Raw genomic sequence first — 23,299 nt, forward strand, 5'->3', positions numbered from 1 at the left:
ACAACACAAAGAGGCCCCACAGTGCATTGGGTTATCGCCCACCGGCCCCGGAATCCATCATCCCGATGGAACACAGGACGATCATGCACTAACAATCAAACTGGACCAGTCAGATGAGGCTGCTCAGGTCGACCCGATTGCCTATGGGCTATCGGTCACAGCCTTCGTTCAGGTGCGCCTGACGCAGCATAACGAACAAACGGTCAAGACGTTTGAACAACGCATCATGCAGCTAGAGGAAGTGCTGGAGTGTTTCATCCTGACCGGCGGCACGGACTACCTGTTGAAAGTCATGGTGTCGGGCCTGAACGCCTATGAAGACTTTATCCGTAAGCGTCTTCACTTAATCGGCGGCATTGGTTCGATCGATACAAGCTTTGTCTATAGCGTGGTCAAGCAGTCGAACGTTTATCCAAGCGCGTAATGTCCCGGTTGAGAGACCTGCCGGGTGTCACGGCGTATCTGACGATGGGCGCATAGGCGAGAGCGGTTGCGTTCTCCCGATCGCGCCCAAGAGCGCCAGTGCCTATCGCCTCCTCGAGGGGCTTGATGGAGCGATGAACAGGACGCGTGGAAGCGTTCATCAATGAGCTTGGTCAACGGTGACCAATAGCCGCCGAAAGCCAGTTTATTCTATCAAGCTAAGGGATTTTGGTGGAGCCAAGGGGAGTCGAACCCCTGACCTCTTGCATGCCATGCAAGCGCTCTCCCAACTGAGCTATGGCCCCATCTTTGTGCTGGCGTTCCCGCCTGCCCGGGTGATCTATGGCAGGGCGCGGGGGAGATCAAGAGAAAAAATCCCCCGCCCCAGAAATTATTCAGTCGTCATCATCCGACGCGACATCGGCGATATCGTCGAGCGAAACGTCGTCGTCATCGTCGTCATCCAACAGGTCATCATCGAGATCGACATCGTCGTCATCGACCAGCACGTCATCATCATTGTCCAGATCCTTGTCGGCGCTGGGCTGCGATTTCGCGTCCGATTTGTCCGCTACCAGGGTGCGGGCCTTGCCGATGGCCAGAGCTTCGGCGCTGAAGCTGTGTCCGCAGGACGGGCAGGTCATCGGATCACGTTGCAGGTCGTAAAAACGGGTCGAGCAGTTCGGGCAAACGCGTTTTACGCCCCATTCTTCCTTGGGCATGGTCATTCCCTTCGTTCGTCAATGTACGGACAGAGTCGCAGCGAAGTGCCATATGTGCCGCAAGGTGTCAAAGCCCTTTTTGGTTCAATTCCGACCCTTGCCGGAATTGATGCTGGACGGCCCCAATCGACTGGCTAAACATGGCGGCATGACACGCGAAACTCCCTCTGTCGCCGTTTTGCCGGGCGATCCCCGGGTCGAGGTGCAGCTGCGCCGCTCGGGGCGGGCGCGGCGCTATTCGCTGCGGGTGTCGCAACTTGATGGCCGGGTGACGCTGACCCTGCCGACGCAGGCGCCGTTGCGCGAGGGGTTGGATTTCCTGAACGAGCGCGCCGAGTGGGTGCGCGGCCATCTTGAACAGCGCCCCGAGGCGCAGAGCGCCGTGCTGGGGGGCGAGTTGCTGTTCGAAGGCGTGCTGCTGCCCGTGCGCGGCGCGTCGGGCCTGCGGGCACCCCGGATCGAGGGTGGTGCTTTGCTGGTGCCCGACAATGACGCCCGCGCGTCTGCGCGCATTCAGGCCTTTTTGAAACAGGCGGCGCGTGATCGGTTGGTGGCGGCCTGTGACCGGCATGCCGCGGCGCTGGGCCGGCGGTATGGGCGGATCACGCTGCGCGACACCCGTTCGCGCTGGGGGTCATGCACGGCGCAGGGCGATCTGATGTTTTCCTGGCGGCTGATCATGGCCCCGCCCGTGGTGCTGGATTACGTCGCCGCGCATGAGGTGGCACATCTGATCGAGATGAACCATTCAGCGGCCTTCTGGGCGCAGGTGGCGCGGGTCTGTCCCGACTATGCGCGCCACCGGGGCTGGCTGCGCGAAAACGGGCGTCAGCTGCACCAGGTGCGGTTTGAGTGATTGACGCAAAGCCATTTCGTGATCACAGTCGCAACATGAATCCGACGCCCAGATCCCCCGACAGTTCGGCCGTTGCGCATGAGTTCGTCTATCGCACTCTGCGCACGCGTATCATGCATGGCGAGATGACGCCCGGGTCGGCCCTGACCCTGCGGGGGGTTGGCAGCCAGTTCGGCGTGTCCATGACCCCCGCGCGCGAGGCCGTGCGGCGCCTGGTGGCCGAGGGCGCGCTGACACTGTCGTCGTCGGGCCGGGTCTCGACGCCCGAGCTGTCGCCGGAGCGGATCGAGGAACTGGCCGCGCTGCGTGCGCTGCTGGAGCCCGAACTGGCCGCGCGCGCCTTGCCGCGGGCGCATATGGCGCTGATCGACAGGTTGCAGATGATCAATGGCAGCATTGCCGAGGCCGTCAGCCGCAACGATGCGATCGGTTATATCCGCACCAATCTTGAGTTTCACCGCACGCTGTACCTACGCGCGCAGGCGCCGGCGATGCTGGCGATGCTGGAAACGGTGTGGTTGCAGCTGGGGCCGACGATGCGGGCGCTTTACGGTCGATCGGGCCGGACAGAGCCGCCGCGCCATCACCTCAACATCCTGGCCGCGCTCAAGGCCGGGGACGAGCCGTCGCTGCGGCTGTCGGTGCGCACCGATGTGACGCAGGGGCTGCGGCTGCTGATCGGCTGATCGAATTTTCAGGAAAAGCGACGGAAACGGCCCCGCCGGGCGTTAGGGACATGTGACCGGGCTATCCCTTGCCGGTCATCTTTCCCTATGTCTGGCGGCAACTCCAGACGATACGGCCGGGGCGTGTTCCACCCCGGCCGTTTTTTTATCAGGCGTGGATCGCGCCGTCGCCACAGGCCAGGGCGGCCTCACGCACAGCCTCGCTAAAGGTCGGGTGGGCGTGGCAGGTCAGGGCGATATCCTGAGCCGAGGCGCCGAATTCCATGGCCACGCAGATCTCGTGGATCATGTCGCCGGCCGCCGGGCCGATGATGTGGCAGCCCAGAACGCGGTCGGTCGCGGCATCGACGATCAGCTTGACGAAGCCGTCGCCCTGGAACACGGCCTTGGCGCGGCCATTGCCCATGAAGCTGAACTTGCCAACCTTGTAGGCGCGGCCTTCGGCCTTGAGCTGCTCTTCGGTCTTGCCGACCGAGGCGACCTCGGGGGCGGTGTAGATCACGCCGGGGATCACGTCATAGTTCACGTGGCCATGCTTGCCGGCCAGAACCTCGGCGACGGCCATGCCTTCGTCTTCGGCCTTGTGGGCCAGCATCGGGCCGACAACCGCGTCACCGATGGCATAGATGCCTTTGACATTGGTCGCCCAATGCGCGTCGATCTTGACCTGGCCGCGCTGTTCCATTGCCACGCCCAGGGCCTCGAGGCCCAGACCGTCGGTATAGGGTTTGCGGCCGGTGGCAACCAGCACCACGTCGGCATCCAGCGAATGCTCGCTGTCGTCCTTGCGCAGCTTGTAGTTCACCTTGGCCTTGGTCTTGGTGGTTTCCACGTTCTGCACGGCGGCGCCCAGGATGAAATCGAGGCCCTGCTTTTTCAGCAGCTTCTGGAAGCTGCGCGCCACTTCGGCATCCATGCCGGGGGTGATGTTGTCGAGGAATTCGACCACGGTCACCTCGGCGCCCAGACGCGCATAGACCGAGCCCATTTCCAGGCCGATAACACCGGCGCCGATGACGACCATCTTTTTCGGAATCTTGGGCAGTTCCAGCGCACCCGTCGAGGTGACGACGATTTTCTCGTCCACATCAACGCCCGGCAGCGAGGCCGATTCCGACCCGGTGGCGATGACGATGTTCTTGGCGGTGTGCACTTCGTCGCCGACCTGGACCTTGCCGGCCGCGGGGATCGAGCCCCAGCCTTTCAGCCAGTCGACCTTGTTCTTTTTGAACAGGAATTCGATGCCCTTGGTGTTCTGGCCGATCACGTCGTCCTTGTAGGCGATCATCTTTTCCCAATCGACCTTCACCTTGCCGGCGTTCAGGCCCATCTTTTCGAAATTGTGCTCGGCCTCGTGCAGGCTGTGCGACGCGTGCAGCAGCGCCTTGGACGGGATGCAGCCCACGTTCAGGCAGGTGCCGCCCAGGGTTTCGCGCCCCTCGACGCAGGCGGTTTTCAGGCCCAGCTGGGCGCAGCGGATCGCGCAGACATAGCCGCCGGGGCCGCCGCCGATCACGATGACATCATAGTCAGCCATTTATCTCTCCTGTGTGCCCCTTGGGTGGGGCGTAAAGAATGGGGCGAGCCTCGGCCCGCCCCGTCGTTATGTGTCGGTCAGATCTTACAGATCCATCAGCAGGCGGCGGGGATCTTCCATCGCCTCTTTGACGCGAACCAGGAAGGTCACGGCGCCTTTGCCGTCGACGATGCGGTGATCGTAGGACAGGGCCAGGTACATCATCGGGCGGATCTTGATCTCGCCGTTGATGACCATGGGGCGGTCCTGGATCTTGTGCATGCCCAGAATACCCGACTGCGGGGGGTTCAGAATGGGCGAGGACATCAGCGAGCCGTAGACACCACCGTTCGAGATGGTGAAGGTGCCGCCCTGCATCTCGGCCATCGACAGCTTGCCGTCGCGGGCGCGGCGGCCTTTCTCGGCGATGGCTTTCTCGATCTCGGCGAACGACATCTTGTCGGCGTCACGGATGACCGGAACCACCAGGCCCTGCGGGGTGCCGGCAGCGATGCCCATGTGCACATAGTTCTTGTACACGATGTCGGTGCCGTCGATCTCGGCGTTGACTTCGGGGATCTCTTTCAGCGCGTGGCAGCAGGCCTTGGTGAAGAAGGACATAAAGCCCAGGCGGACGCCGTGTTTCTTCTCGAACAGGTCCTTGTATTGCGAACGCAGTTCCATGGCCGCAGTCATGTCCACCTCGTTATAGGTGGTCAGGATGGCCGCGCTGTTCTGAGCATCCTTCAGGCGCTTGGCGATGGTCTGGCGCAGGCGGGTCATCTTGACGCGTTCCTCGCGGGCGGCGTCATCGGCGGCCACGGGGGCGCGCGGCGCGGCGGCCGGGGCAGGGGCGGCAGCCGGGGCGAGAGCGGCTTTCAGCACGTCCTCTTTCATGATGCGGCCATCGCGGCCCGAGCCCTGCACATTGGCGGCGGCGATGCCTTTTTCCGCCATCAGCTTGTTGGCCGAGGGGGCGTTTTCGACATCCTTGCCGCCTGCGGGGGCAGCAGCAGCCGGGGCTGCGGCGGGGGCGGCGGCAACAGCGGCGCCGGCGCCCGAGGCGATGACGGCCAGCTTGGCGGTGGCGTCAACCGTGGAGCCCTCGGGGGCGACGATCTCGGCCAGGACACCGGCGGCGGGGGCCGGAACCTCGACCGACACCTTGTCGGTTTCCAGTTCGCACAGCATTTCATCCTGAGCGACAGTGTCGCCGACCTTCTTGAACCAGGTCGAAACGGTGGCCTCGGTGACGCTTTCGCCCAGGGTGGGCACCATCACGTCAACGCTGGCACCGCCTGCGCTGGCGGCGGGGGCGGCAGCAGCGGCAGGCGCGGCGGCCGGGGCCGATGCAGCGGCAGCGCCGCCTTCGGCGATGGTGGCCAGCAGGGCGTCGACACCTACGGTATCGCCCTCGGCGGCGATGATGTCGCCCAGGGTGCCGGCGACCGGCGAGGGAACCTCGACGGTGACCTTATCGGTTTCCAGTTCGCACAGCATCTCATCAACTGCGACGGCATCGCCGGGTTTCTTGAACCAGGTTGCGACGGTGGCTTCGGTTACGCTTTCGCCCAGGGTCGGGACGCGGACTTCGGTGGTCATGTTCAATTACCCTTCAATGGTCAGCGCATCATTCACGAGCGCAGTTTGTTGTGCTTTGTGCTGGCTGGCGAGGCCCGTCGCGGGCGAAGCCGAGGCGTTGCGGCCCGCATAGCGGGGACGCGAATGCTTGGCACCGATACGGGTCAGAACCCATTCGATGTTCGGCTCGATGAAGGTCCAGGCACCCTGGTTCTTGGGTTCTTCCTGGCACCACACCATTTCCGCCTGCGGGAAACGTCCCAGTTCCTTGGCCATCGAGATGGCCGGGAACGGATAGAACTGTTCCACGCGCAGCAGGTAGATGTCGTCGATCCCGCGGGCGTCGCGTTCTTCGAGCAGGTCGTAATAGACCTTGCCCGAGCACATGACGACGCGCTTGATCTTGTCATCTGCCACCAGCTTGGTGTCGGAATTGCCGTGTTCGGCGTCATCCCAAAGCACCCGATGGAAGGAGGAGCCGGTGGTAAAGTCTTCGGTGTTGGAAACGCACATCTTGTGACGCAGCAGCGACTTGGGCGTCATCAGCACAAGCGGCTTGCGGAAGCTGCGGTGCAGCTGACGGCGCAGGATGTGGAAATAGTTCGCAGGCGTCGAACAGTTCGCCACGATCCAGTTGTCCTCGGCGCAAAGCTGCAGGAACCGTTCCAGGCGGGCCGAGCTGTGCTCGGGGCCCTGGCCCTCAAAGCCGTGCGGCAGCAGCATCACCAGGCCCGACATCCGCAGCCATTTGCGTTCGCCCGAGTTGATGAACTGGTCGAACATGATCTGCGCGCCGTTGGCAAAGTCGCCGAACTGGGCTTCCCACATCACCAGCGCGTTGGGTTCGGACAGCGAATAGCCGTATTCAAAGCCCAGCACCGCGTATTCCGACAGCATCGAGTCGATGACCTCGTAATTGGCCTGACCGTCGCGGATGTGGTTCAGCGGATAGTAACGCTCTTCGGTTTCCTGGTTCACCAGGCCCGAATGGCGCTGCGAGAAGGTGCCGCGGGTGGCGTCCTGGCCGGCCAGGCGCACCGGATAGCCCTCGGTCAGCAGCGAGCCAAAGGCCAGCGCCTCGGCGGTGGCCCAGTCAAAGCCCTTGCCGGTGGTGAACATCTCTTGCTTGGTTTCCAAGAGACGGCCCACGGTCTTGTGCAGGGCAAAGTCGTTGGGCGCCGTGGTCAGGGCCTTGCCGACCTCTTCCATGGTCTCGGGTTTGATCGAGGTGTCGCCGCGCTGGTAATCCTCGCCCTCGCGGTTGAGGTGGGCCCAGCGGCCATCCAGCCAGTCGGCCTTGTTGGGCTTGTATTCCTTGCCGGCCTCGAACTCTTCGTTGAGGTAGGCCTGGAACGCGGCCTTCATGTCTTCGATTTCACCTTCCGGGATCAGACCATCGGCCACCAGGCGCTCGGTATAGAGCTGCAGAGTGGTTTTGTGGGTCTTGATCTTCTTGTACATCAACGGGTTGGTGAACATCGGCTCGTCGCCTTCGTTGTGACCGAAGCGGCGATAGCAGAAGATGTCGAGAACCACGTCCTTGTGGAATTTCTGGCGGAACTCGGTGGCGACGCGTGCAGCATGCACCACGGCCTCGGGGTCATCGCCATTGACGTGGAAGATCGGCGCCTCGACGACCAGCGCGTTGTCGGTCGGGTAGGGCGAGCTGCGCGAGAAGTGCGGAGCGGTGGTAAAGCCGATCTGGTTGTTCACCACGATGTGGATCGTGCCGCCGGTCTTGTGACCGCGCAGGCCCGACAGGGCGAAACATTCGGCCACGACGCCCTGGCCCGCAAAGGCTGCATCGCCGTGCAGCAGGATCGGGATCACGGTGTGGCGGATCGGATCCTTGTTCTGGTCGGTCTTGGCGCGGCATTTGCCCAGCACGACCGGGTTTACCGCCTCAAGGTGCGAGGGGTTGGCGGTCAGCGACAGGTGCACCCTGTTGCCGTCGAACTCGCGGTCCGAGCTGGCGCCCAGGTGGTATTTCACGTCGCCCGACCCATCGACATCCTCGGGCTTGAAGCTGCCGCCCTGGAATTCGTTGAAGATGGCGCGGTAGGGCTTGGCCATCACGTTGGCCAGCACCGACAGGCGGCCGCGGTGCGGCATGCCGATCACGATTTCCTTTACGCCCAGGCTGCCACCGCGCTTGATGATCTGTTCCATCGCCGGGATCAGGCTTTCACCGCCGTCCAGGCCGAAACGCTTGGTGCCCATGTATTTGACATGCAGGAACTTCTCGAAACCTTCGGCCTCGACCAGCTTGTTCAGGATCGCTTTGCGGCCCTCGCGGGTAAAGGCGATTTCCTTGCCGTAACCCTCGATGCGCTCTTTCAGCCAGCTGGCCTGCTCGGGGTCGGAGATGTGCATGTATTGCAGGGCGAAGGTGCCGCAATAGGTGCGTTTCACGATGTCCAGGATCTGGCGCAGAGAAGCGATCTGCAGGCCCAGAACATTGTCGATAAAGATCGGGCGATCCATGTCGGCATCGGTGAAACCGTAGGATTTGGGATCCAGCTCGGGGTGGGCATTGCCGTCGCGCATGCCCAGCGGGTCGAGATCGGCCACCAGGTGGCCGCGGATGCGGTAGGCGCGGATGATCATCAGGGCGCGGATCGAATCCAGCACGGCGCGCTTGATCTGGTCGTCGGACACCTCGATGCCCTTTTCGGCGGCCTTGGCGGCAATCTTCTTGCCGGCGCCCTTGGCCTCGACCGCGGGCGCGGCCCATTGGCCATCCAGCGCGGCGGTCAGATCGTCATTGGGCACGGGCGGCCAGTCGGCGCGTTGCCATGACGGGCCGGCGGCCTCGGCCTTGACGTCCATATCGGCGTCGCCAAGTGCAGAGAAGAATTGCTGCCATGCCGCGTCGACCGCATTCGGGTCATTGGCATAGCGGGCATAAAGCTGTTCCACATACTCGGCGTTGTGGCCTTGTAGGAACGATGATGCATGAAAAAGATCGTTGGGGGTCTGGTCGTTCATTTGTTGTTCCCTGACAGGGGTGGGGTCGCTTCTTGTTCTTTCGATCCCGGTGCGCGGACACGACCGGGAAGGGGTTAGTGAAGTGGGGTCTCCGGGTCGTCGTAATGGTCAAGAACCCAGGCCATCCGATCTTGAACGATCGAAACGGCTGGGGGGGTAGGGTGATCGGCAATGCCAAGGCCGCTGCGGAGGGCCTTGGTCGATTTGGTGATCGGCATATCAGCCGGATCGCGTTGCAGCCCCAGCTGATCACAGACATCTGCGGTGTCACCGGGCAGATGTTCCAGGCGGATCGCGGCGTCGACGATGTGCTCTCCATCAATCGTGACGACTTCGCGGTCATCGCCCCAGCTGTCGGACTGTAGAAATTCCAGAAATTCCGCCCGGGTCGATGCGATATCGGTCAAAGGGGCGGCGCCGTTGCGGGAACGGCAGAGGTGGAACGGCGGGATCATGCGGGCAAAGGGATTGCGCACCGTGGCGATGATCGTGCTGTCGTTCCGTTGCTTGGGGCCGAGATGCTGGCGCATCCCGGCCGCAGGCATGTGAGTGTACCGGATGCGCCCCCGGGGGGACGCCTGGTCGGCAGGCAGCTTGCGAAGCGCGGTAACGGCGTCGGTCTGTTCGATCACGGGGGCATCCGAGATGGCCGCTGCCTTTTGCAGGGCCATCTCAACCGAAGTGCCTCCGGTTTTGCGCGTCTTGATAAAGACGAAACGCGGATCGTTGCAGTCCAAGACCATTTACCAAGCCTTTGCGACAGTGGCGGGCGCCACCGAAGCCGATCGGGGTTAGCCGATCGCCTTCAGAACAGCCTCGCCCAGACCGGCCGGGCTTTCGGCGACAATGATACCGGCCGATTTCATGGCTTCGATCTTGTCTTCGGCGCCACCTTTGCCACCGGCGACGATCGCGCCAGCGTGGCCCATGCGACGTCCCGGAGGGGCGGTGCGGCCAGCGATGAAACCGGCGACGGGCTTCCAGCGGCCTTTCTTCTTCTGTTCGGCCAGGAATTCGGCGGCTTCTTCTTCGGCCGAGCCACCGATTTCACCGATCATGATGATCGACTGGGTTTCCGGGTCGTCCAGGAACATGTCCAGCACGTCGATATGCTCGGTGCCCTTGATCGGGTCGCCACCGATGCCGACGGCGGTCGACTGGCCCAGACCGATATCAGAGGTCTGCTTGACGGCCTCATAGGTCAGGGTGCCCGAACGCGACACAACGCCGACCGACCCACGCTTGTGGATATGACCGGGCATGATGCCGATTTTGCAGGCGTCGGGGGTGATGATGCCGGGGCAGTTCGGGCCGATCAGACGGCTGGAGCTGTCCATCAGCGCGCGCTTGACCTTCATCATGTCCAGCACCGGGATGCCTTCGGTGATGCAGACGATCAGTTCCATCTCGGCGTCGATCGCTTCGAGGATCGAGTCGGCCGCGAACGGCGGCGGAACGTAGATCACGGTGGCGTTGGCTTCGGTCTTGGCTTTCGCTTCGTGAACCGAGTTGAACACGGGCAAGTTCAGATGGCTTTGGCCACCCTTGCCGGGGGTCACGCCGCCGACCATCTGGGTGCCGTAGGCAATCGCCTGTTCCGAGTGAAAGGTGCCCTGCGAGCCGGTGAAGCCCTGGCAGATGACCTTGGTATTTTTGTCTACGAGAACAGCCATTCTTCTTATCCCTTCACCGCTTTCACGATTTTCTCAGCACCATCCGACAGGTTGTCCGCGGCGATCACGTTCAGGCCAGAGGTGTTGATGATCTCTTTACCGGCTTCCACGTTGGTGCCTTCCAGGCGCACGACCAGCGGAACCTGCAGGCCCACTTCTTTCACGGCCGCGACAACGCCTTCGGCGATGACGTCACAACGCATGATGCCGCCAAAGATGTTCACCAGGATGCCCTTCACGTTGGGGTCCGAGGTGATGATCTTGAAGGCTTCGGTGACTTTCTCGGTGGTGGCGCCGCCACCCACGTCGAGGAAGTTGGCCGGCTCGGCGCCGTACAGCTTGATGATGTCCATGGTGGCCATGGCCAGGCCGGCACCGTTCACCATGCAGCCGATTTCGCCGTCCAGCGCGATGTAGTTCAGGTCGAACTTCGACGCGGCCAGTTCTTTCGGGTCTTCCTCGGTTTCGTCGCGCAGGGCGGCGATGTCGGGGTGGCGATACACGGCGTTGCCGTCAAAGCCGACCTTGGCGTCCAGCACCTTGATGCTGCCTTCGTCGGTGATGATCAGCGGGTTGATCTCCAGCATCTCCATGTCCTTCTCGACGAAGGCTTTGTAGAGGATGCCCATCAGCGCCACGCATTCCTTGACCTGCTTGCCTTCCAGGCCCAGGGCGAACGCGATGCGGCGGCCGTGGAACTGCTGATAGCCGGTGGCCGGATCAACGGTGAACGACAGGATCTTTTCGGGGGTCGAGGCCGCGACTTCTTCGATGTCCATGCCGCCTTCGGTCGAGCACACGAACGAGATGCGCGAGGTGCCACGATCGACCAGCAGGGCGAGATACAGCTCGCGCTCGATGCCCGAGCCATGTTCGATATAGATGCGGTTGACTTGCTTGCCGACCGGGCCGGTCTGGTGGGTCACCAGGGTGCGGCCGAGCATCTTCTTGGCTTCTTCGGCAGCTTCTTCGACCGATTTGGCCAGGCGGACGCCGCCTTTTTCGCCGGCATCGGCTTCTTTGAATTTGCCCTTACCACGGCCACCGGCGTGGATTTGCGCCTTGACCACCCACAGCGGGCCGTCAAGCTCGCCCGCGGCGGTCTTGGCTTCGTCTGCTTTCAGAACGACCCGGCCGTCGGAGACCGGGGCGCCATAGGAGCGAAGAAGAGCCTTCGCCTGATACTCATGAATGTTCATGAAGTGTGTCCCATTCTAGTGCATTTCACAGGCGGTAATGGCACGGGCGGGCGGGCAAACCAAAGGTTTTTATGAGGAAGGGTGCGAATAAGGCCAAAATTCCGACCTTTGTGATCACGCCCCAGAATAGTGTGATCACATCTTGCTGCGTTGCAGCTTGGAAAATGTAACGAAATGTGATTCGGGGGGTATGCGACGTTTTTGTTACGGCAATCGACGTAGCGTCACAAAGCAGAACGGGGCGGCAAAGGCCGCCCCGTTCCGGAATGCGTTCTGGCTTAGGCCAGCGAGCTGTCGATGCCTTTGCAGGCCTCGACCAGACCTTTGACCGCATCGACCGATTTGGTGAACATCTCTTGCTCTTCTTTCGACAGCTTGATGTCCACGATCTTTTCGATGCCGCCGGCGCCGATGATGGTCGGCACGCCGACATACATGCCGTTCAGGCCGAATTCGCCGTCGCAATAGGCCGCGCAGGGCAGCAGGCGCTTTTGGTCTTTCAGATAGGCTTCGGCCATTTCGATGGCGCTGGTTGCCGGGGCGTAGTAGGCCGAGCCGGTTTTCAGCAGGCCAACGATCTCGGCGCCGCCGTCACGGGTGCGCTGAACGATGGCGTCCAGTTTCTCTTGGGTGGTCCAGCCCATTTCCACCAGGTCGGGCAGCGGGATGCCGCCAACGGTCGAGTAGCGGACCGAGGGAACCATGGTATCGCCGTGGCCACCCAGCACAAAGGCGGTGACGTCGCGCATCGAGACGTTGAACTCGACCGACAGGAAGTGGCGGAAGCGGGCCGAGTCCAGCACGCCGGCCATGCCGACAACCTTGTTCGCGGGCAGGCCCGAGAATTGCTGCAGCGCCCAAACCATGGCGTCCAGCGGGTTGGTGATGCAGATCACGAACGCGTCGGGGGCGTGGGCAGCAATGCCTTCACCGACCGACTTCATGACTTTCAGGTTGATGCCCAGCAGGTCATCGCGCGACATGCCCGGCTTGCGCGGCACGCCAGCGGTCACGATGATGACGTCGGCGCCGGCGATATCGGCATAGTCGGTGGTGCCTTTCATCGCGGCGTCAAAGCCTTCGGACGGGCCCGATTCAGCGATGTCCAGGGCCTTGCCCTGGGGGGTGCCGTCGGCGATGTCGAACAGGACGACGTCGCCCAGTTCCTTGATGGCAGCGAGGTGGGCAAGGGTGCCGCCGATTTGTCCGGCGCCGATAAGGGCAATCTTGGGTCTGGCCATTGAATTAGGTCCCCGATCTGGTTGAAATCGGGGGAATGCCTATCCATTCGCGGCGCATCGCGCAAGGATGTTGCGCGGCGTTAGCGTAAACTTGGCACTTTTTAACCTAACAGCGTTCATTGTGGCCGCTCAAACAAAGGAAATGGCAGGGCGCGGATGATCACCTTTGACCTGATGTTCTTTGTTCTGGCGATTCCCGCGGTGATCTTTGCGGGCATATCCAAGGCCGGTTTCGGGTCGGGCGCCGCGTTCGCCGCGACGCCGATTCTGGCGCTGATCCTGCCGCCGGCGGCTGCGGTGGGGCTGATGCTGCCGCTGCTGATGCTGGTCGACCTGGCGACGCTGGGGCCCTATTGGCGGCGCTGGGACACGCGCGCCGCCCTGTTGCTGATCGCGGGCGCGGTGCCCGGCGTGGCGCTGGGCGCGCTGCTGTTTCGCGCGGCCGATCCCGATTTGTTTCGCCTGCTGATTGGCGCGGTGGCTTTGGGGTTTGTGCTGTATCAGCTGGCGCTGCGCGCGGGGCTGTTTCGGATCCGGGGGCGGCCCTTTCCGCAATGGGGCGGGGTGGTGGCGGGCACCACCGCCGGGTTCACCAGTTTCATCAGCCATGCCGGCGGGCCGCCGGTGGCGGTGTTCCTGCTGGCGCAGGGCCTGGGCAAAACCACGTTCCAGGCGACGACCGTTCTGGTGTTCTGGATCATCAATCTGCTGAAATTCGTGCCTTATGCCGCGCTGGGCTTTTTCTCGAACGATACGTTGCGGGCCGATCTGATGCTGGCGCCCTTTGCGCTGATCGGGGCGTGGCTGGGGGTGCGGGCGCATCGGCTGATGCCCGAGCGCGCCTTCTTTGCGGTGACCTATGTGTTGCTGACCGTCACCGGGGCCAAGCTGATCTGGGACGGGCTGATCTAGCCGAATATTCTGCAACGCGGCAAATCGGGGGTTGCCATTTGCTGCGCCTGTGTGGTGTTTTGCGCAACAAAATTGCGGAGACCAGAATCATGACCACCCAGGCACGCCCCTATCGTTCGGTTCTTTATATTCCCGGTTCCAAGGATCGGGCCCTTGAAAAGGCCAAGACCCTGCCGGTCGATGCCATCATCTTTGACCTCGAAGATGCGGTCGCGATCGACGAAAAGGTCAACGCCCGCGCTCTGCTGGCCGAAACGCTGGCCGCCGGTGGTTATGGCCCCCGCGCCAAGATCGTGCGCGTCAACGGGCTGGATACCGAATGGGGCCGTGATGACGTGCTGGCCTTTGTCGGCGCCGATATCGACGCGATCCTGATCCCCAAGGTGGGCAGCGCCGCCGATGTGCAGGCCGTGGCCGACCTGATCCCCGATGTGCCGCTGTGGGCGATGATGGAAACGCCGATCGGCATGATCAACGCGCATGAGCTCGCCGCGCATCCGCGCATGGCCGGTTTCGTGATGGGCACCAACGACCTGGCGAAAGAGCTGAAGTGCCGCTTCCGTGCCGATCGCCTGCCGATGATCACCTCGCTGCAACTGTGCCTGCTGGCCGCTCGCGCCGAGGGCATCGTGGCTGTTGATGGCGTCTATAACGCGTTCAAGGATGACGAGGGTCTGAAGGCCGAATGCGAGCAGGGCCGCGATATGGGCTTTGACGGCAAGACTCTGATCCACCCGGCGCAGGTCGCCATCACCAACGATGCCTTTGCCCCGACCGAGGCCGAGATCGACCTGGCCCGCCGCCAGATCGAGGCGTTCGAGCAGGCCGAGAAAGAGGGCCTGGGCGTTGCGGTCGTAGACGGCAAGATCGTCGAGAACCTGCATATCGTCACCGCCAAGGAAACCCTGGCCAAGGCCGATGCCATCGCCGCGCTGGCGGCAGGTGCCTAAGCCATGAAGGCCTATCGCCTGCTGACCGAAGAGGACACATCTGCCTTTTGTCACAAGGTGACCGAGGCGCTGTCCAAGGGCTGGGAGCTGTATGGCAGCCCCGCCTATGCCTATGACGCAACCACCGGCAAGATGCGCTGTGCGCAGGCGGTGGTCAAAGAAACCGAGGGCGACTATGCGCCCGACATGAAACTGGGGGCATTGTAAGATGGCCAAGACCAACGCCGGTAATTTCTTTGAGGATTACAAGATCGGGCAGGTGATCAAGCACGCCGTGCCGCGCACCGTATCGGGGGGCGAGCGGGCGATGTATCACGCGCTGTATCCCGCGCGTCATGCCCTGTATTCGTCGGACGAATTCGCGCGCGCCAGCGGTCTGCCGGGCGCGCCGATGGATGACCTGATCACCTTTCATACGGTGTTCGGCAAGACCGTTCCCGATGTGTCGCTGAACGCCGTCGCCAACCTGGGCTATGCCGAGGGCAAATGGCTGAAACCGGTCTACGAGGGCGATACGCTGCGGTCGGAATCCGAGGTGATCGGCCTGAAGGAAAATTCGAACGGCAAGTCGGGCGTGGTTTACGTGCGCACCCGTGGTCTGAACCAGCGCGACGAGGTTGTGCTGGAATATGTGCGCTGGGTGATGGTGCGTAAAAACAACCTGGACGCCCCGGCGCCCGAAACCGTGCTGCCGACGCTGGCCAAGGTGGTTGATCCGTCCGATCTGGTCATCCCCGAGGGGCTGGATTTCACCAATTACGATTTCGATCTGGCGGGCGAGGGCCATCGCTGGGGCGATTACGAGGTGGGCGAGACCATCGACCATGTCGATGGCGTGACCATCGAAGAGGCCGAGCACATGATCGCCACCCGCCTGTGGCAGAACACCGCCAAGGTGCATTTCGACGCCACCTTCCGCCCCGACGGGCAGCGGCTGATCTATGGCGGGCATGTGATCTCGATGGCGCGGGCGCTGTCGTTCAACGGGCTGGCCAACGCGCAGATGATCGTCGGCCTCAATGGCGGCGCGCATGCCAACCCCTGTTTCAGCGGGCTGACCGTCAAGGCCTGGTCCGAGGTTCTGGACAAGGCCGAAACCAGCGCGCCCGGCGTTGGCGCCATTCGCCTGCGGCTGGTCGCCACCAAGGGCGGCGCGCCCTTCGCCCTGAAAGGCGACGACGGCAAATACCTGCCCGAGGTTCTGCTGGATCTCGATTACTGGGCGCTGATGCCGATGTAATCTGATCAGCCGTTGCTGTGATCAAGAAATAAGCAGCTAATCTGATTTTTGGCGGCCTGAATGTCTTTACGTACATTCAGGCCGCTTTTTGATTGCGCGTTTTGCCGCTTGCAGCAACGATGGGTTTGTAACAACATAACAATCTCGGAAAGTCCGAGTGAAGTTCAAAAGAACTCTAGTGGGTTGATATCAGGAGAAAATACCCATGTTGAAGGTGTCCTACATTTCTGCGGGCGTCGTTGCCCTCTCGGCCATGGGCGGTGTGGCGTTGGCAGAACCGTCCGTAAGCTATGGCGTGACTGTGACCAGTAACTATGTCTCTGGCGGCGTGACGCAAACCGACGGTGGCGCGGCAATCCAGCCCTATATCGAGTTTGACATCGGCGCGGGCTTTTATGCTGGCATCTGGGCGTCGAACGTCGACTTCGGCACCGCCGATAACTTCGAATATGACCTCTATGTCGGGTACGGCGGCAGCTTTGGCTCGATCGAATATGACGTGTCGTATCTGCGCTATTATTACGACGACTCCGGGTTCGACAGCGAAGAGCTGATCCTGACCTTCGATTACGCGCTGACCGACAAGATCGCGGCCAGCTCGTCGCTGTCGTCGGATCTGATGGGCGCCGAGTCCTTCACTCAGGGTGTGTCTTTCGAGGTTGCCGACAACTATGAACTCTCGGCCGAATACGCCTGGGACCTCAGCGGGGACGGCGAAGACTGGAACCTGGGCGTCAGCCGTTCGCTGAACGATAATGTCTCGATTGATCTGCGTTACTTCGAAGCCAGCGGCGAAGATGCGGAATTCGCCCTGTCGATTTCTTTCGACAGCTAAGCGATCGACGTCATCCTAGGTGGGCCCCGGCGGAAAACGTCGGGGCCTACCTTTTTGTGATCGCAAAATATTTTTATGCGATCACGAACAATGTCCAAAACCGGGAATGTTGCAAAATTTTTGCAATTTATGCTCGAAACTCGTGACTCGGGCGGAAAAATCGTTATCACAAATCCCAAAGAAAACGCTTACGCGCCTAACTAAAGGGACACTCCATGGCTGATGTGAACCGGGGGAACCGGCCGCTTTCCCCCCATCTTCAGATTTACCGGCCTCAACTTACCTCGATCACGTCCATTCTGACCCGGATCACCGGCGCTGGCCTTCTGGTCGGCGCGCTGCTGGTGGTGTGGTGGCTGCTGGCCGCCTCGACCGGCGAAGGGTATTTCGAAATGGCGGATGCCGTGCTGACCTCGTTCATCGGGGATGTGGTGATGTTCCTGTCGCTCTGGGCGCTGTGGTATCACACCTTTGCCGGTGTGCGTCACCTGATCTGGGATACCGGCCGTGGCTTTGACATCCCGACCGCCACCAAGCTGGGCTGGGCCGTGATCATCGGGTCGGTTCTGGCCACGCTGTTCACCGTCGTTGTGATCTGAGGAGGCCAAGATGCGTTATCTGACCGACCGTAAACGTGCCGTGGGCATGGGCGCCGCCCATAGCGGCACCGAGCATTTCTGGGGCATGACCGTCAGCGCCGTTGCCCTGCTGATCCTGGTGCCGCTGTTCGTGTTCACCTTTGGGCCGATGCTGGGCAAACCCCATGCCGAGGTTGTCGCCTATTTCGGCCGTCCGTTCCCCGCGATCGTTGCCGGGCTGACCCTGTGGGTCGGCTTCATGCACTTCAAGAACGGTATCCGCGTTGCCATCGAGGACTATACCCATGGCATCAACCGCAAGATCTTTATCATCGGCGCGACCTGCCTGAGCTACGCCGCCGCCGCGACCGGCCTCTTCGCGCTGGCCCGCATCGCGCTGTAAGGAGCACCAAGAACAATGGCTGCATACGATTACGAAACGCACAACTATGACGTGGTGGTTGTGGGGGCCGGCGGCGCCGGTCTGCGCGCCACGCTGGGCATGGCCGAACAGGGCCTGCGCACCGCTTGTGTGACCAAGGTGTTCCCGACCCGCTCGCACACGGTTGCGGCACAGGGCGGCATCGCCGCGTCCCTGGGCAACATGGGCCCGGACAGCTGGCAGTGGCACATGTATGACACCGTCAAGGGCTCGGACTGGCTGGGCGATACCGACGCGATGGAATATCTGGCACGCGAGGCCCCCAAGGCCGTGTACGAGCTGGACCATTACGGCGTGCCGTTCTCGCGCACCGAAGAGGGCAAGATCTATCAGCGCCCGTTCGGTGGCCACACCACCGAATACGGTGAAGGCCCGCCGGTGCAGCGTACCTGCGCCGCCGCCGACCGCACCGGCCACGCCATCCTGCACACGCTGTATGGCCAGTCGCTGAAGAACAACGCCGAATTCTACATTGAATATTTCGCCATCGACCTGCTGATGAGCGACGCCGGCGAATGCCAGGGCGTTCTGTGCTGGAAGCTGGACGATGGCACGTTCCACGTGTTCAACGCCAAGATGGTGGTTCTGGCCACCGGTGGTTACGGCCGCGCGTTCTTCTCGGCCACCTCGGCCCACACCTGCACCGGCGACGGTGGCGGCATGGTGGCCCGTGCCGGCCTGGCGCTGCAGGACATGGAGTTCGTTCAGTTCCACCCGACCGGCATCTACGGTTCGGGCTGTCTGATCACCGAGGGTGCCCGCGGTGAAGGCGGCTACCTGACCAACAGCGAAGGCGAGCGTTTCATGGAACGCTATGCGCCGACCTATAAAGACCTGGCGCCGCGCGACTATGTTTCGCGGTCGATGACCATGGAAATCCGCGAAGGCCGCGGCGTGGGTAAAGAGGGGGATCACATCCACCTGCACCTGAACCACCTGCCGCCGGAAACCCTGGCCGAGCGCCTGCCGGGCATTTCGGAAAGCGCCAAGATCTTTGCCGGTGTCGATGTGACCAAGGAGCCGATCCCGGTTCTGCCGACGGTTCACTACAACATGGGCGGTATCCCGACCAACTATTGGGGCGAGGTGCTGAACCCGACCGCCGCCGATGCCAATGCTGTCGTGCCCGGCCTGATGGCCGTGGGCGAGGCCGGCTGTGCCTCGGTGCACGGTGCCAACCGCCTGGGCTCGAACTCGCTGATCGACCTTGTGGTCTTTGGCCGCGCCGCCGCTATCCGCGCCGGCAAGGTTGTCGACGCCAGCACCCCGGTGCCGGTTGCGCCGCAAGCCCAGATCGACAAGGCCTTTGCCCGTTTCGACGACCTGCGCCATGCCAAGGGTGGCATCGCCACCGCCGATCTGCGTCTTGAAATGCAAAAGACCATGCAGTCGGATGCCGCGGTGTTCCGTACCGACAAGACCCTGAAAGAGGGCGTCGAGAAGATGACGGCCATCGCCGCCAAGATGGACGATCTCAAGGTCACCGACACCTCGCTGGTCTGGAACAGCGACCTGATGGAAACGCTGGAACTGACCAACCTGATGCCGAACGCCCTGGCCACGATCTATGGTGCCGAGGCCCGTCACGAAAGCCGTGGCGCCCACGCGCACGAGGATTACCCGACGCGCGACGACAAGGAATGGCGCAAGCACACCATTTCGCGTGTCGACGGCAACAAGGTCGAGCTCAGCTATCGCCCTGTGGTCGAAGCACCGCTGACCACCGAAGATCAGGGTGGCATCAGTCTGGCAAAAATCGCGCCCAAGGCGCGGACGTTCTGAGGAGGCACAGATGGTTCAGTTTACACTTCCGAAGAACTCGAAGGTCACGACCGGGAAAACCTGGCCCAAGCCCGAGGGCGCGACGAATGTGCGCGCGTTCCGGATCTATCGCTGGAACCCCGATGATGGTCAGAACCCCCGGGTTGATACCTATTTCGTCGATATGGACGATTGCGGGCCGATGGTTCTGGATGCGCTGATCTACATCAAGAACAAGGTCGACGCGACGCTGACCTTCCGCCGTTCGTGCCGCGAAGGCATCTGCGGCTCGTGCGCGATGAACATCGACGGCATCAACACGCTGGCCTGTATCTACGGCATGGACGAGATCAAGGGCGACGTGAAGATCTATCCGCTGCCGCATATGCCGGTGGTCAAGGACCTGATCCCCGACCTGACGCATTTCTATGCGCAGCACGCGTCGATCATGCCCTGGCTGGAAACCAAGACCAACCGGCCCGCGAAAGAGTGGCGCCAGTCGATCGAAGATCGCAAGAAGCTGGACGGCCTGTATGAGTGCGTCATGTGCGCCTCGTGCTCGACCTCGTGCCCCAGCTACTGGTGGAACGGCGACCGGTATCTCGGCCCCGCCGCGCTGCTGCACGCTTATCGCTGGATCATCGACTCGCGCGATGAGGCCACGGGCGAGCGTCTGGATAACCTCGAAGATCCGTTCAAGCTTTACCGCTGCCACACCATCATGAACTGCGCCAAGACCTGCCCGAAAGGTCTGAACCCGGCCAAGGCCATCGCGCAGATCAAGAAGATGATGGTCGAACGGACTGTCTGATCTGATACGAGGCGCGTCATAACCCATGGCGCGCCTCGTCATCCATTGTGGTCTGCACAAGGCCGGTTCGACCAGCATCCAGCATCTGCTGCGGGCGAACAAAAAAAACCTTCCCGGTAATGTTCTCTATGTCTCGCGTGGGCTGCCGCCCTTTACGGTGATGTTGCAGGCCTGTCGTGATTTTGACCCCAAGCAGCAACAGGCGTTTCAGGCGCGTATCCAGAAAAGCCTGAGCGTGGCGCTGGAAATGGTGGGGCACCAGCCGGGCGATACGCTGATCCTGTCGTCCGAGGATTTCATGGGCACGATGCCCGCCACGCGGCAGGCGCGGCCGCTCTATTATCAGGCCCCGTCGGTTCTGCGCGCGATCGAGACCTCGGCCCGCGCGCTGGGCTATGAGGTCGAATTCGTGATCTGCCTGCGCGAGCGCGACAGCTGGCTGCGTAGCTGGCACAAGCATCAACTGCTGTGGCGGCCCAAGCCGATCGCATGGGATGAGTTGATACAGCGCGAGTGGGTTCAGGACTATGACCCCGCCGCGCTGGTCGGCAAGATCCGCGAAAAGGTCACGGCACCGCTGCATGTGATCCGGTTCGAGGATGAGGTGAAAACCCGGCTGGGGCCGGGCACGGGGGTGTTGCGCGTGGCCGGGTTGAACGCTGATCAACTGGCTGCCTTGCGCCCCGTTGCCGCGATGCAGCGCACACCGCGACCCTGGGTGTTCGACGTTGCCCGCTCGCCGTTGCTGCGGCTGTTGCCGGCGGGTTTGCGAACGCGGTTCAAGGTGTTGTTGGTGCGTCTTGATCGCTATCTGACAAGGGGATGACATGCCTTTGGTAATCGTGCTGTTCATCGCGACAGTGATCTTCATGTTTCTCTATCGCCGCTCGCACAGCCTTAGCCGCGACTGTCGTTGGCGCGCGCGCCGGCAACCCGGGCAGGACGTGACGCAGGAATATTATTGCGCCTCTTGCGGTGCCCTGTGGCACAGTGAGGACGGCAAGGCACCCACAGCCTGTCGCAAGCCCGAGGCCGAAAAATGACCCAAGCCCCCGATGACGCCGCCCGCCGCCGGGCCGTGCCGCCGGTGATCTGCTATCCCAATGATACGCTGCCGCAACCCGACCTGGCGCTGTATCAGCGGGCGCGGGCGACCGCGCAAAAGCTGGCGCAGGTGCTGGTGTCTCCGCGCCAGGCCGGGTGTTTCCGGGTCAGGGCGGGGCAGGTGTTTCGCATTTCCTGCCCCGAGGGCAGCCAGGTGGGTGACCTGAACCTGTGGAACGCGGATGATCTGTCGGAAAGGTTCTTTTCCGGAAAAAGTCGCGCCCTGCATGGCAGCCACCTGGGCGTGGGTGACCGGATGTGGAGCAGCTTTCCCGCGCTGCGCCCGATGGCCACGATCATTGCCGACAGTCTGGGCTGGTATGGGGCCGATGAGTTCGGCGGGCGGGTGCATGACGTGATCGGCACGCGCTGCGATCCCTACACGCATCGCCTGTTGTCCGGCGGCGAGTATCACCATTGCTGCCATTCCAATCTGACCCGCGCGCTGGCGGCGGAAACAGGGCTAACGCTGGAACAGGCCGAGGGCCATGTGCATGACGTGCTGAACGTGTTCATGTGCACCGGTTTCACCCGCGACACGGGCCAGTATTTCATGAAGGCCAGCCCGGCGCGGGCAGGGGATTTCATCGAGTTCTTTGCCGAGATCGACCTCTTGGGCGCGCTCAGCGCCTGCCCCGGCGGCGATTGCGGGGCCGAGCATTCGTCAGACGCGGCGCAGTGCCATCCTCTGTTGGTCGAGGTCTTTCAACCTGCCGAGGGCGCGCTGGACGGCTGGGTCAGCCCGCCGCCCAACGGCTATTCGCGCAGCCACGGCGCTTAGCCGAACTGCTCGATGCCAATACTTTGCGCATAGCTATAGCGCCCGCCATGGGCAAAGCCCTTGGGCAAGAGGCGCGCAATCTCGGCGCGGTCGTCATCCGACAGGGTGATCTGGTCGGCCTGCAGCCATTCCAGCAGATGCGCGGCGGTGCGAGTGCCGGGAATGGGAATGTGGTTTTCGCCCTGATCCAGCACCCAGGCCAGCGCGCCGGCAGAGGTGCTCCAGCCCTTGCCATGGCAGAACCGGCGGAACCCCTCGATGGCCTTGGCGTTGTAATCCCAGTTCGGGCGCTGAAAGCGCGGGTTGGAATGGCGGAAGTCCTTTTCGGCGATCTGTTCGGGGGTGATCGAGCGTTCGCCGAACATGCCGCGCGCCAGCGGTGAAAAGGCGACAAAGGCGATGCCCAGTTCAGCGCAGGTCTCGGTCAGCCCCATTTCAGGCACGCGGGTCCAAAGCGAATATTCGTTCTGCACAGCGGTCAGCGGCGTCACCTTATGGGCGCGGCGCACTGTGCCGGGGGCGACCTCGGACAGGCCCCAGCCGCCGATCAGCCCTTCGTCGATCAGGCGGCCCATGGTCTCGGCCACCTCTTCGACGGGGCGTTCGGCCTCGCGGCGGTGGATGTAATACAGCTCGACCCGGTCGCGGTTCAGCCTTTCCAGCGAGCTTTCCAGTTCAGCCCGGATATAGTCGGCTTGGTTGCTGAAACTGCGCGGCGGGCCGGCGACGATGCCGACCTTTGTGGCCAGCGAGATCTGCGCACCGGTTTCACGCAGGAACCGCCCGACAATATGTTCGGACCGGCCCATGCCATAGATATTGGCGGTGTCAAAGAAATCGATGCCCGCGTCCACGGCGGCCTGCATGCATTCCATCGACACATCATCATCGGCGCGGCCAAAGAAACCGGCGAAACTCATACAGCCCAGACCGATCTGTGAAACCATGGGGCCATTGGCGCCAAGCTGGCGTTTTTTCATCTTCTCTCTCCGTTTGGTCC

Annotated in this window: 24 protein-coding genes and 1 tRNA gene; 15 read left to right on the forward strand and 10 right to left on the reverse strand. The window is 62.4% G+C overall.

The window, feature by feature from the left end; genetic code table 11:
* Positions 1-226: 226 nt before the first annotated feature.
* Positions 227-424: an Lrp/AsnC ligand binding domain-containing protein gene (locus OE856_RS11375; RefSeq protein WP_263716382.1), complete on the forward strand. Its 198-nt coding sequence runs from the start codon at positions 227-229 to the stop codon at positions 422-424.
* 228 nt (positions 425-652) lie between these two features.
* Here OE856_RS11375 and OE856_RS11380 read toward each other — a convergent pair.
* Both OE856_RS11380 and OE856_RS11385 read right to left on the reverse strand, forming a co-directional pair.
* A tRNA-Ala gene (locus OE856_RS11380) sits at positions 653-728 on the reverse strand.
* Positions 729-818: 90 nt separating this feature from the next.
* Positions 819-1,145: an FYDLN acid domain-containing protein gene (locus OE856_RS11385; protein ID WP_263716245.1), complete on the reverse strand. Its 327-nt coding sequence runs from the start codon at positions 1,143-1,145 to the stop codon at positions 819-821.
* Between the two features lie 148 nt (positions 1,146-1,293).
* Here OE856_RS11385 and OE856_RS11390 point away from each other — a divergent pair, with 148 nt between their 5' ends.
* Positions 1,294-2,001 carry a M48 family metallopeptidase gene (locus OE856_RS11390; protein ID WP_263716246.1) on the forward strand — a complete coding sequence of 236 codons (708 nt, stop codon included), beginning with the start codon at positions 1,294-1,296 and terminating at the stop codon, positions 1,999-2,001.
* A gap of 35 nt (positions 2,002-2,036) precedes the next feature.
* Positions 2,037-2,687, forward strand: a complete 651-nt coding sequence (locus tag OE856_RS11395) for a GntR family transcriptional regulator (protein ID WP_263716247.1) — start codon at positions 2,037-2,039, stop codon at positions 2,685-2,687.
* A gap of 148 nt (positions 2,688-2,835) precedes the next feature.
* On the opposite strand, the gene lpdA is transcribed toward OE856_RS11395, so the two are convergent.
* From lpdA to mdh, 7 genes are all read right to left on the reverse strand, one after another.
* Positions 2,836-4,224, reverse strand: a complete 1,389-nt coding sequence (gene lpdA, locus OE856_RS11400; protein WP_263716248.1) for a dihydrolipoyl dehydrogenase — start codon at positions 4,222-4,224, stop codon at positions 2,836-2,838.
* Between the two features lie 84 nt (positions 4,225-4,308).
* A complete protein-coding gene (gene odhB / locus OE856_RS11405; RefSeq protein ID WP_263716249.1) occupies positions 4,309-5,805 on the reverse strand; it encodes a 2-oxoglutarate dehydrogenase complex dihydrolipoyllysine-residue succinyltransferase in 1,497 nt (498 codons plus the stop codon).
* Between the two features lie 6 nt (positions 5,806-5,811).
* A complete protein-coding gene (locus tag OE856_RS11410; protein WP_263716250.1) occupies positions 5,812-8,772 on the reverse strand; it encodes a 2-oxoglutarate dehydrogenase E1 component in 2,961 nt (986 codons plus the stop codon).
* A gap of 74 nt (positions 8,773-8,846) precedes the next feature.
* Positions 8,847-9,404 carry a hypothetical protein gene (locus OE856_RS11415; protein ID WP_263716251.1) on the reverse strand — a complete coding sequence of 186 codons (558 nt, stop codon included), beginning with the start codon at positions 9,402-9,404 and terminating at the stop codon, positions 8,847-8,849.
* Between the two features lie 159 nt (positions 9,405-9,563).
* A complete protein-coding gene (gene sucD / locus OE856_RS11420) occupies positions 9,564-10,445 on the reverse strand; it encodes a succinate--CoA ligase subunit alpha (RefSeq protein ID WP_263716252.1) in 882 nt (293 codons plus the stop codon).
* A gap of 5 nt (positions 10,446-10,450) precedes the next feature.
* Complete coding sequence (gene sucC / locus OE856_RS11425; protein ID WP_263716253.1) at positions 10,451-11,644, reverse strand: ADP-forming succinate--CoA ligase subunit beta; 1,194 nt, start codon at positions 11,642-11,644, stop codon at positions 10,451-10,453.
* 278 nt (positions 11,645-11,922) lie between these two features.
* Positions 11,923-12,885 carry a malate dehydrogenase gene (gene mdh, locus OE856_RS11430; protein WP_263716254.1) on the reverse strand — a complete coding sequence of 321 codons (963 nt, stop codon included), beginning with the start codon at positions 12,883-12,885 and terminating at the stop codon, positions 11,923-11,925.
* A gap of 156 nt (positions 12,886-13,041) precedes the next feature.
* On the opposite strand from mdh, the gene OE856_RS11435 reads away from it, so the two are divergent.
* The 12 genes from OE856_RS11435 to OE856_RS11490 all read left to right on the forward strand — a co-directional run bounded on the left by OE856_RS11435 (position 13,042) and on the right by OE856_RS11490 (position 22,299).
* On the forward strand, positions 13,042-13,797 hold the full coding sequence (locus OE856_RS11435; RefSeq protein WP_263716255.1) for a sulfite exporter TauE/SafE family protein: 756 nt from the start codon (positions 13,042-13,044) through the stop codon (positions 13,795-13,797).
* 89 nt (positions 13,798-13,886) lie between these two features.
* On the forward strand, positions 13,887-14,747 hold the full coding sequence (locus OE856_RS11440) for an HpcH/HpaI aldolase/citrate lyase family protein (protein WP_263716257.1): 861 nt from the start codon (positions 13,887-13,889) through the stop codon (positions 14,745-14,747).
* 3 nt (positions 14,748-14,750) lie between these two features.
* Complete coding sequence (locus OE856_RS11445) at positions 14,751-14,954, forward strand: DUF1737 domain-containing protein (RefSeq protein WP_263716258.1); 204 nt, start codon at positions 14,751-14,753, stop codon at positions 14,952-14,954.
* Between the two features lies 1 nt (position 14,955).
* Positions 14,956-15,987, forward strand: a complete 1,032-nt coding sequence (locus OE856_RS11450) for a MaoC family dehydratase (RefSeq protein ID WP_263716260.1) — start codon at positions 14,956-14,958, stop codon at positions 15,985-15,987.
* 205 nt (positions 15,988-16,192) lie between these two features.
* Entirely contained in the window at positions 16,193-16,822 is a 630-nt protein-coding gene (locus OE856_RS11455; protein WP_263716261.1) for a TorF family putative porin, read from the forward strand.
* Between the two features lie 215 nt (positions 16,823-17,037).
* Positions 17,038-17,421, forward strand: coding sequence for a succinate dehydrogenase, cytochrome b556 subunit (gene sdhC, locus OE856_RS11460; RefSeq protein ID WP_263716262.1), 384 nt, complete (start codon positions 17,038-17,040; stop codon positions 17,419-17,421).
* 10 nt (positions 17,422-17,431) lie between these two features.
* Complete coding sequence (gene sdhD / locus OE856_RS11465; protein ID WP_263716263.1) at positions 17,432-17,803, forward strand: succinate dehydrogenase, hydrophobic membrane anchor protein; 372 nt, start codon at positions 17,432-17,434, stop codon at positions 17,801-17,803.
* 15 nt (positions 17,804-17,818) lie between these two features.
* The gene (gene sdhA, locus OE856_RS11470; protein ID WP_263716264.1) at positions 17,819-19,624 is read left to right on the forward strand and encodes a succinate dehydrogenase flavoprotein subunit; all 1,806 of its coding nucleotides are present in this window, start codon (positions 17,819-17,821) and stop codon (positions 19,622-19,624) included.
* Between the two features lie 10 nt (positions 19,625-19,634).
* Positions 19,635-20,414 (forward strand): succinate dehydrogenase iron-sulfur subunit, encoded by a 780-nt coding sequence (locus tag OE856_RS11475; protein WP_263716265.1) that lies wholly within the window; start codon positions 19,635-19,637, stop codon positions 20,412-20,414.
* A gap of 25 nt (positions 20,415-20,439) precedes the next feature.
* Positions 20,440-21,240, forward strand: a complete 801-nt coding sequence (locus OE856_RS11480; RefSeq protein ID WP_263716266.1) for a hypothetical protein — start codon at positions 20,440-20,442, stop codon at positions 21,238-21,240.
* 1 nt (position 21,241) lies between these two features.
* Positions 21,242-21,457 carry a hypothetical protein gene (locus OE856_RS11485; RefSeq protein WP_263716267.1) on the forward strand — a complete coding sequence of 72 codons (216 nt, stop codon included), beginning with the start codon at positions 21,242-21,244 and terminating at the stop codon, positions 21,455-21,457.
* Positions 21,454-22,299, forward strand: a complete 846-nt coding sequence (locus tag OE856_RS11490; RefSeq protein ID WP_263716268.1) for an urea carboxylase-associated family protein — start codon at positions 21,454-21,456, stop codon at positions 22,297-22,299. The genes OE856_RS11485 and OE856_RS11490 overlap by 4 nt, the downstream gene beginning before the upstream one ends.
* On the opposite strand, the gene OE856_RS11495 is transcribed toward OE856_RS11490, so the two are convergent.
* Positions 22,296-23,279, reverse strand: a complete 984-nt coding sequence (locus tag OE856_RS11495) for an aldo/keto reductase (RefSeq protein ID WP_263716269.1) — start codon at positions 23,277-23,279, stop codon at positions 22,296-22,298. The genes OE856_RS11490 and OE856_RS11495 overlap by 4 nt on opposite strands.
* Between the last annotated feature and the right edge of the window lie 20 nt (positions 23,280-23,299).

Source organism: Actibacterium sp. XHP0104 (genome assembly GCF_025751515.1).
GTDB lineage: Bacteria > Pseudomonadota > Alphaproteobacteria > Rhodobacterales > Rhodobacteraceae > Actibacterium_D.